This window comes from Prosthecobacter sp., from assembly GCF_029946185.1.
GTDB lineage: Bacteria > Verrucomicrobiota > Verrucomicrobiia > Verrucomicrobiales > Verrucomicrobiaceae > Prosthecobacter.
In genome coordinates this window covers 1-8,036 of the sequence record NZ_JAQSEA010000023.1, presented here as the reverse complement: position 1 = coordinate 8,036, position 8,036 = coordinate 1, and the positions used below count along the sequence as shown (strand labels likewise).

The 8,036-nt window shown below is 59.2% G+C and carries 11 protein-coding genes; 6 read left to right on the top strand and 5 right to left on the bottom strand.

Annotation, left to right across the window (positions count from 1 at the left end; all coding sequences use genetic code 11):
- Nucleotides 1-190: 190 nt before the first annotated feature.
- Both PSV43_RS01305 and PSV43_RS01300 read right to left on the bottom strand, forming a co-directional pair.
- A complete protein-coding gene (locus PSV43_RS01305) occupies nt 191-751 on the bottom strand; it encodes a hypothetical protein (protein WP_300192885.1) in 561 nt (186 codons plus the stop codon).
- Nucleotides 752-756: 5 nt separating this feature from the next.
- A complete protein-coding gene (locus PSV43_RS01300) occupies nt 757-1,125 on the bottom strand; it encodes an iron-sulfur cluster assembly accessory protein (RefSeq protein WP_300192883.1) in 369 nt (122 codons plus the stop codon).
- 152 nt (nt 1,126-1,277) lie between these two features.
- Between PSV43_RS01300 and PSV43_RS01295 the strand changes: the two genes are divergently transcribed.
- From PSV43_RS01295 to PSV43_RS01285, 3 genes are all read left to right on the top strand, one after another.
- On the top strand, nt 1,278-1,598 hold the full coding sequence (locus PSV43_RS01295) for a hypothetical protein (protein WP_300192882.1): 321 nt from the start codon (nt 1,278-1,280) through the stop codon (nt 1,596-1,598).
- A gap of 3 nt (nt 1,599-1,601) precedes the next feature.
- The gene (locus PSV43_RS01290; protein WP_300192880.1) at nt 1,602-2,084 is read left to right on the top strand and encodes a hypothetical protein; all 483 of its coding nucleotides are present in this window, start codon (nt 1,602-1,604) and stop codon (nt 2,082-2,084) included.
- A 136-nt stretch (nt 2,085-2,220) separates the two neighbouring features.
- A complete protein-coding gene (locus tag PSV43_RS01285; RefSeq protein WP_300192878.1) occupies nt 2,221-3,597 on the top strand; it encodes a Gfo/Idh/MocA family oxidoreductase in 1,377 nt (458 codons plus the stop codon).
- Between the two features lie 90 nt (nt 3,598-3,687).
- Here PSV43_RS01285 and PSV43_RS01280 read toward each other — a convergent pair whose 3' ends face one another.
- The 3 genes from PSV43_RS01280 to PSV43_RS01270 all read right to left on the bottom strand — a co-directional run bounded on the left by PSV43_RS01280 (nt 3,688) and on the right by PSV43_RS01270 (nt 6,235).
- Nucleotides 3,688-3,942, bottom strand: a complete 255-nt coding sequence (locus PSV43_RS01280; RefSeq protein ID WP_300192876.1) for a chaperone modulator CbpM — start codon at nt 3,940-3,942, stop codon at nt 3,688-3,690.
- A 1-nt stretch (nt 3,943) separates the two neighbouring features.
- Nucleotides 3,944-4,903 (bottom strand): J domain-containing protein, encoded by a 960-nt coding sequence (locus PSV43_RS01275; RefSeq protein WP_300192874.1) that lies wholly within the window; start codon nt 4,901-4,903, stop codon nt 3,944-3,946.
- Between the two features lie 75 nt (nt 4,904-4,978).
- Nucleotides 4,979-6,235 (bottom strand): DUF4010 domain-containing protein, encoded by a 1,257-nt coding sequence (locus PSV43_RS01270; RefSeq protein WP_300192872.1) that lies wholly within the window; start codon nt 6,233-6,235, stop codon nt 4,979-4,981.
- Between the two features lie 90 nt (nt 6,236-6,325).
- On the opposite strand from PSV43_RS01270, the gene hisC reads away from it, so the two are divergent.
- From hisC to PSV43_RS01255, 3 genes are all read left to right on the top strand, one after another.
- Nucleotides 6,326-7,420 (top strand): histidinol-phosphate transaminase, encoded by a 1,095-nt coding sequence (gene hisC, locus PSV43_RS01265; protein ID WP_300192871.1) that lies wholly within the window; start codon nt 6,326-6,328, stop codon nt 7,418-7,420.
- A gap of 106 nt (nt 7,421-7,526) precedes the next feature.
- Entirely contained in the window at nt 7,527-7,817 is a 291-nt protein-coding gene (locus PSV43_RS01260; RefSeq protein ID WP_300192869.1) for a hypothetical protein, read from the top strand.
- A partial coding sequence (locus PSV43_RS01255; RefSeq protein ID WP_300192867.1) for an HNH endonuclease signature motif containing protein occupies nt 7,814-8,036 on the top strand: 223 nt, incomplete at its 3' end. The genes PSV43_RS01260 and PSV43_RS01255, both read left to right, overlap by 4 nt.

The following is an 8,036-nucleotide window of genomic DNA, read 5'->3' as shown; positions in this document are numbered from 1 at the left end:
TGCCGCGCACGATATTGAAGTGACGCACGTGCGCCGTGAAGGCGCGGTGCGGCACTTGAACGTGCGGGCCCGGCCGCTCACGCTGCCGATGGATGCCAGCCCGGACGAGTGCCTGCGCCGGGTGCGGGAGGCGATGGCTGCGGCAGAGTCGTCAGACGGAGTGGAGCCTGCGAAATAGGCAGGCGTTGGTTTACATCAAACTCAGCAAAGCTTCGCGCACCTGAGCCTGCCACTTGCCGAAGTAGGCCAGACGTGCTTGGAGGATTTGCAGGTCGGTGAGGGCTGTGGTGTCGCCTGCGCTGAGGCGGGAGTCGAAGGCGGGCAGGTCTGCCAGCAGGGCGGTGCGTTCGGAATCGAGTGTGGTGCCGAGGGACTCAAGCTGCTCACGCAGGCGCATTTCATCCGGGGCGAGCAGGGCCTTGGCGAGTGCGGAGGTGGCGGTCTGTTTGCGCTTGAGAAAAGCGGCAACGCTCTGCAGCGCGGGGCCCATTTTGCTGAAGAGGGACATCATGGCCTCGTCGATGGGAACGGTGCGCCAGGGCACCGCATGTAAGTCGAGGAGGTGCTTGAGACGTTTCTCGGGGGCTTGCAGGGTTTCGTAGGCGGAGTTGATTTCAGCTGCGTGGGCGGCATCGCCACCGGGCTGGTCGGGATGTGCGCTGCGGCTGGCGGCCAGCCAGGCCTGCTGCAGCGCCTCGTCATCGAGTGCGGCAATGCGCGGCAGGCCGAGGAGGGCAAAAGCGTTGGACATCGGGATCAGGCGGCAAAGCTTTCACCGCAGGAGCAGGTGACGACGGCGTTCGGATTCTTCACCTTGAAGCCGCCGCTCTGGATGTCGTCGCTGTAGTCAAGCTCGGAACCGGAGACGAAGAGGGCGCTCTTGGGGTCGATAACGACGCGGACCTCGCTGGAGGTGACCATGATGTCGCGGTTGGCGGGGCCATCGACGAGATCCATTTTGTATTGCAGGCCGGAGCAGCCGCCGCCGACGACGGCGACGCGCAGGGCGCCGTTTTCAGCGCGGCCCTGCTTTTTGAGCAGGCCGAGGAGACGGTTGGCGGCGTTTGGCAGCACCTTGATGAGCTTTTCATTGCCGATTTTGAAACTGGGGGCGACTGCGGTCATGGGGAAGGAGGGATAGCGCAGGGATACGACGAAAGAAAGCAAAGGGTCGCAGAGTCAAGCTGGGAAGGGGCTTCTATTTTGCGTCATGCGTGGATTATGCTTGCCTCATCAGCGTATTTTTGAGACCTAAGAGGGACAACTTCAATATCTCCATGAGCGAACTCGAGGTACTACCTCTCCCCCTGCAACTCTTCACCCTGAAAGATGGCGTCGTCGCCAGTGACAGCGGTCAGGAAGCCGTGAACAACTACGCCGCCGATTTCCAAGGTCTGCGGCATTTTGGATTGAAAGTGGGCGAATGCCTCGAACTGGGCGCTCCCTGGCTGGGGACGCTGCAGGAGGAGGATTTCACCCTGAACTTTGCCTATTTCGATGCCGGCACTGATGCCAAAGACCCCGGTGCAGGTGCCCACATTGGCGAGCGCGTGCCGATGTTTGAACTCCTCACTCGTGCCAATTCAATGGAAGCATAAACCATGGCTGCATCTATCACTCCTTCTTTACGGTCCGCTCTCGAACGTCTGAAACACGCCGGTTCGGTCAATGGCCTGCTGCTGTGCTGGCGGCGGCAAATTTTGATCAACATGCTCCCTTTTGAGGAGTTCCGTGCCGAGCGTCTGCTGCAATGCCTGCATGATGCGCGTGCGCATTTTGGCAGTGGTGGAGACCGTGAGGTGAAAACGTTCTGGTTTGGTTATGAGGGTGTGTTTGTGCTGGCCTTGTTCCAAGGGGAATGCCTGCTGATCACATTGCACACGCATGCCTCGGAAGTGGATTTTATGCGCCGCGCTGGGCTGACCTTTTTGGAGGACACTCAGCTCCTCGTGGACGCGCTGCTCCAGCCTTCACCTGACGATGAAATCAGCCGGGTGGAAACACAGCCGCTGAGCAATCTGGATAATGACGGACGGCCGCCGCAGTCTTCGGGGCCGACGAAGATCATCCCGCGCCATAGCTGAGGGGACTGGCGGGCGTTGACCCATTAGGGGCCTCCTAATGGCCGGCCTGCAACGTGATGCAATCTGCACCTTTCGCTGAAAGGTTTGCAGTCGCCGAGCCGAACTTCTTAGCCTGTTTACAACTTTCTCGCTTCCCATGTCTGACCCAGCCGTCTCCGCCTTCTCTCGTCGCCGTTTTCTCAATGCCAGTGGGGGTGCCTTGCTGGCTCCGGCCATTTTCACTTCCGCAGGCAGCTTGCTTGCGCAGCAGAAGGCAGATTCGAACGAGACTTTGAAAATCGGCCTTATCGGCTGTGGTGGTCGCGGCACGGGCGCGGCGGCGCAGGCTTTGGGTGCGGATTACAATTCTAAAATCGTGGCGATGGCTGATGCGTTCGACTCGCAGATCGAGAGCAGCATCAAGAATCTCTCCACGAATTTTCCTGATCGCGTGGATGTGAAGCCAGATAAAAGATTCACGGGTCTCGATGCTTATCAAAAGCTCATCGACTGCGGTGTGGATGTCGTCTTGCTCGCCACCCCGCCGGGATTTCGCCCGCTGCACCTCACCGCTGCGGTGGAAGCCGGGAAGCATATTTTTTGCGAGAAGCCGATGGCGGTGGATGCTGCTGGGTATCTCGTTGCCCAGGCGGCGGTTGAAAAGGCCAAGCAGAAGAAGCTCAATCTGGTGGCCGGCTTTTGCTGGCGCTATTCCACCAGCCGCATTGAGTGCTACAAGCGCCTGCATGATGGCGAGATCGGTGACATCACCGGTATTCTGGCGACTTACTACTCGGGGCCGGTCAAGGTCATGCCGCCAGCCGCAGGACGTCCCGCAGGAATGGGCGATGTGGAGTGGCAGGTGCGCAACTGGTACAATTTTTCCTGGCTCAGCGGTGACAGCCTCGTGGAGCAGGCGGTGCACAGCCTGGACAAGATCTGCTGGGCGATGAAGGACACGCCGCCGGTGAGTGTCATCGCTACAGGTGGTCGCCAGCGTCCTGCGGAGGATGGGAACATCTACGACCACTTCCACTGCGCTTACGAATGGGGCAATGGCATTCTGTGCCACTTCACCAACCGTCAGATGACCGGCTGTCACAACGAAGTTACCGACACCATTCAGGGCACCAGAGGACGATTGGTCATTGGCAAAGGCCCTGCGCCCTTCATTGACGGCGAAAAGCGCTGGCGCTGGCGTGGTGAGGAGAAAAACATGTACGATCTGGAGCATCAGGCGCTCTTCAATGCGATCCGCAAAGGCGAGGTCATCAACGACGGTGACCGCATGATGAGCAGTACGCTCATTGCCATCATGGGCCGTGAAGCGGCTTACACTGGACAGAAAATCATGTGGAAGGATGACTCCGCTCCTGCCGCTCCGGAAGCCGGTGCGAAGTCGGACAAAAAGTCCGAGCGCGTGGCTTTGGCCATCCTCTCATCCAAGCAGGATCTCGCGCCGGACAATCTGCAGTTCGGCGACAAGTTCGTGCCTACTCCAATGCCGCGCCCTGGCGTGACGAAGTTTGCCTGAACAGGCGTACGACAGAGTGTTTTCCCGCAGATTCAGGAAACCCACAGAGTATTTTATACATCCAATCTACGGGTTTTTTAAACCAGAGCTTCAGCGTCTGAGGCGCAGTTCCTGGCGCAGTTGTTCGACTTCATCGAGCAACTGCGTGAGCATCTTGAGACCTTGGAGGTTCATCTCGCAGGTTACTCGAAGATGCTCGATGCGGCGCAGGGCGCGCACCGTGTCATCATCCAATTGAGACGGGAGGATGCCATGCTCCTGATACTCCACGATCAGCTGAGTGGAGACACCCGTTGTCTCGGCGAGGATTTCCAGCGAATAGGTTTGAGAGGTGGAGTCGCTCATATCAGGCGCGTGGGGTGAAGGTGGAGGCACTGCGAAGTTGTTCCCACAACGCACGTTCGGCATCGCTGATCTTGTCTGGCATCACGATCTGGAGTTTCACAAAGAAATCACCGCGCTCGCCGGTCTTGCCTTTGGGAAGGCCACGTCCGCGCACGCGCATGTTCTGGCCGTTTTCACTGCCGGCGGGGATGCGCAGTTTGATGGAGCCGTCGAGGGTCGGCACGATCACTTCTGCACCGAGCACGGCCTCCCATGGAGCAATGTCGAGTTCGTGAGTCACTTCAGTTTCTTGGGTAGTAAAGTCGGGATGGGCGGCGTGGCGAACGCGGAGGTAGAGATCTCCCGCGCCGCCGCCGTTGTGGCCGGGTTCTCCCTGGCCGGGGACGCGGATGCGGCGGCCGTCGGTGGCACCGGGGGGGATGCGCACCTCAAAGCTGTGTGTCTGCACAGCGCCGGTCTGGCGGTTGGCGGTTTGCAGCGAAATCGGCCGCTGGGTGCCGTGCATGGCTTCATCCAGGGTGACGAGGATGTCTCCCTCGATGTCATGGCCACGGCGTGCGCGGCCTCTTTGGGCTGACCCGGTGGTGCCGCCCTCGTCAAAACCCTGTGGGAAGCCATAGCGGCTGCCACCGCTGAAGTACTGCTCGAAGAAGTCGCTGAACCCGGTGCCACCGAAGTGGAACTCTTGCTCGTGACCGCCTGCTCCTGGCGGCGGCTGATAGCCACCCGCGTCCTGCCAGCCTGCGCCAAGCGTGTCATACTTTTTGCGCTTGTCAGGGTCACTGAGCACCTCGTTGGCCTCATTGATCTCCTTGAACTTGGCTTCGGCGGTCTTTTTGTCTTTGGCAGTGTCGGGGTGGTAGAGGCGGGCCAGTTTGCGGAAGGCCTTCTTGATCTCGTCTGCGCTTGCATCGCGTGCGACGCCGAGCGTGGCATAGTAGTCTTTAAATTCGGCGGGCATGATGTGAAGTAGATACGGTGCGAGGCGGCCTGTCGTTGTGATTCATCCTGCATTCTTTGAGCCGCTGGCCGCACTTTACGGCCAGAGCGCCAAAATGGCCGCGCCTCCCGCGACCGACAGCAGCAGACCAAGCATTGCCGGCTTGATGTAGGCACGCGAACCGAGGGCGATCACAAAGGCCATTTTGAAACACAAATTGGCCATGCCGCCAACGAGAATCATCCGCCAGGCGATGGATGTTTCGAGATGGCCGGTGGTGACGAGCCGGGAGGTGGAAAGCGTGATGGCGGACATGTCCGGCAGGCCTGAAAGAAACGCGGCCAAGTACAGCCCGAACGAGCTGCTGTGCTCACGCGTGTAGGCCACGATGACCAGCACCAGTGCGTAGAGCAGCCCAAGGACGACTGCATTTTTCAGTTCGGAAGGCGGGTGCTCATCCACCGGCTCTGAATCGGCATTTTCCGCGAGATGATGCGCCACGGCGGCGATCAGCCCGACCCAGAACATCATGGCCACGAGGGGGGGCAGAAGTTCGCGAATGTGGTCGGAGGCCACGATGGTCACTTCCACAAGCAGGCGGACAAAGGCCACTGCCGAGGCGATCAAGGCCATGGCTGCGAGCGACAAGCTGCCGGCGCTTGAAGTTTTGCTTCGGCGCGCGCTGCTGGCCGTGGTCGCTGTGCTTGAGACCAGGCCTCCGAGAATGCCTGCCACGGCGGCTCCTTTGGCACCACCCAAATATTTTTCAGCCATGTATGCCATGAGGCTGATGCCGACGATCAGCACCACAATGAGCCAGATGGCGAAGGGATTGAGCACTCCGAGGTATCCCATCGCGCGGTTTGGCAGCGCTGGCAAAATGACCAGCCCCAGAAGAACAAGCCGTACGAATGCACGCAGATCCTCTTCACCGAAATGCCGCACCATCGTATGCAGCGCTTTCTTGCTCTGGAGCAGCGCCATGACCCCGCCGGCGATCATCACGGCGAGGAGCCGCTCTCCGAGCATGGTGATCATTCCTGTGACAAACATCACCAGCATCGCCATTTCTGTCACCAGACCTGAAACCGGCGGGCGTTTGGCCTGTCGAATCCAGCTGCCCAGGACCACAAGGCAGGCGAAGGTGATGAATCCTGCGGCAATCACCCAGCTGCCATAGGCATTCCCCATCAGGCCGGTCAGCGCGCCGAAGAGTGTCAGCAGCGCAAAGGTGCGGATGCCTGCGACGCGGTTCTGAACCCATTCACGCTGCAATCCGACGAGCAGTCCCAGTCCTGTGGCGGTGCCAAGGGAGAGGAGCAGTTCCGAAGTTTCGGGCAAAGTGGCTGGCATGACGGTTTAAACGAAGTCTCAGGCCGACTTTACACGGACTTGCCTTCGTCGCCATCCAAGTCCAAGAAACGTTCCTCCAAGCCACCCACCATGTCCATCTGGAACTACGCCAACCCACAGCTCAAAGACCTCGTCGCTTACGAACCCGGCAAACCCATCGAAGATGTGGCCCGTGAACGCGGCCTGAAGCCGGAGGACATCATCAAGCTCGCCTCCAACGAGAACCCACTGGGGCCGTCGCCGAAGGCTATTACTGCGATGCAGGAGGCCGTCAAAGAGGTGAATATTTACCCGGATGGTGCGTCATGGAAGCTGCGCAGTGCGCTGGCGGAAAAATTCGGCTTGGAAATGGGCAACTTCATCATGGGCTGCGGATCCAATGAAGTCATCGAGTTCATAGGCCATGCCTTCCTCAAGCCGGGCGACAACATCGTTACCGCTGAGCATTCCTTCCTTGTCTACAAGCTCATGGCGAAGGTGTTTGGTGCCGACGCCATCGAGGTGCCAGATCCCGGCTACGTGCATGATCTGGATGCGATGGCAGCCGCCATCACGCCGAACACGAAGGAGGTCTTCATCGCCAATCCGAACAATCCCACCGGCACGCTCGTTACGCAGGAGCAGATCGATCGTTTCATGGCCAAGGTGCCGGAGCATGTTGTCGTCGTGTTCGACGAGGCCTACTATGAGTTCCTCGACAATCCGCCGGACACGCTCAAATACGTCCGCGAAGGGCGTAATGTCGTCGTGCTCCGCACCTTCTCGAAAATTCAGGGCCTTGCAGGTACCCGCGTCGGTTACGGCATCGCCAACAAGGAGCTGATCGACGTGCTTCAGCGCACGCGGCAGCCTTTCAATCTGAATTCCATCGCACAGGCGGGAGCACTGGCGGGACTGCTCGATGAAGAGCACCAGAACAAGACCAAGGCCATCACCGATGAAGGCCGCAGCTACCTGCAGCAGCAGTTTGGCGAACTGGGCCTCGAATACATTCCCAGCTACGCCAACTTCGTCCTCGTCAAAGTCGGCGATGGCAATGCTGTCTTCAAAGGCATGATGGACAAGGGCGTCATCGTCCGCGCCATGGCCGCCTACAAGCTCCCCGAATGGGTGCGCATCAGCATCGGTACCATGCCGCAGAATGAGCGCTGCATTGAGGTGTTGAAGGGGGTGCTGGGGAAGTAGAGAAGGCTTGCGGAATGCGTTCTGTGGCGCACTCTTTCACGCTATGACGTTGACGCTTCAGATTCCTGACGAATTCGCGGCCTTCCTGCCGAGCAAAGCATCCGACATGGCTGCCGTGCTCTCCGCTGGATTGAGGTCATGGCAAGGACGCAAAACCGGTGAGATTCAGTCATTGGATGACGTTATCGAGACGCTGGCTGATCTTCCTTCAGCCCAAGAGGTTTTGGCGCTGCATCCTTCCGAACAACTGGCCGAACGCACCGCATTCTTGCTGGAAAAAAAACGTCTGGACGGTTTGGGTGAAAGTGAGCAAGCGGAGTGGGAGCAGATCATGCGCGTTGAGCATCTCGTGCGCATCGCCAAGGCCAAGGCCCGAGTGAAATTGCAGGCGGTATGAGCACGGCACATATTCCGGCAGAACTGCGTCGTCAGGTGCAGACCAGGGCTGGAGGGCATTGTGAATATTGTAGAGCTCCAGTAGAACTGGGCTTTCACGCCCATCAGGTGGACCACATCATCGCGCAAAAACACGGTGGGGAGACCGTCGCAGAAAATCTCGCCATGTCATGCATCGCCTGCAATCAGTTCAAGGGCAGCGACCTTTCTTCTCTGGATC

What these genes read in the sequence shown, in the direction of transcription:
- PSV43_RS01305 (WP_300192885.1), bottom strand. Translation starts at nt 751, where the DNA reads ATGTCCAACGCTTTTGCCCTCCTCGGCCTGCCGCGCATTGCCGCACTC.
- PSV43_RS01300 (WP_300192883.1), bottom strand. Translation starts at nt 1,125, where the DNA reads ATGACCGCAGTCGCCCCCAGTTTCAAAATCGGCAATGAAAAGCTCATC.
- PSV43_RS01295 (WP_300192882.1), top strand. Translation starts at nt 1,278, where the DNA reads ATGAGCGAACTCGAGGTACTACCTCTCCCCCTGCAACTCTTCACCCTG.
- PSV43_RS01290 (WP_300192880.1), top strand. Translation starts at nt 1,602, where the DNA reads ATGGCTGCATCTATCACTCCTTCTTTACGGTCCGCTCTCGAACGTCTG.
- PSV43_RS01285 (WP_300192878.1), top strand. Translation starts at nt 2,221, where the DNA reads ATGTCTGACCCAGCCGTCTCCGCCTTCTCTCGTCGCCGTTTTCTCAAT.
- PSV43_RS01280 (WP_300192876.1), bottom strand. Translation starts at nt 3,942, where the DNA reads ATGAGCGACTCCACCTCTCAAACCTATTCGCTGGAAATCCTCGCCGAG.
- PSV43_RS01275 (WP_300192874.1), bottom strand. Translation starts at nt 4,903, where the DNA reads ATGCCCGCCGAATTTAAAGACTACTATGCCACGCTCGGCGTCGCACGC.
- PSV43_RS01270 (WP_300192872.1), bottom strand. Translation starts at nt 6,235, where the DNA reads ATGCCAGCCACTTTGCCCGAAACTTCGGAACTGCTCCTCTCCCTTGGC.
- hisC (WP_300192871.1), top strand. Translation starts at nt 6,326, where the DNA reads ATGTCCATCTGGAACTACGCCAACCCACAGCTCAAAGACCTCGTCGCT.
- PSV43_RS01260 (WP_300192869.1), top strand. Translation starts at nt 7,527, where the DNA reads ATGGCTGCCGTGCTCTCCGCTGGATTGAGGTCATGGCAAGGACGCAAA.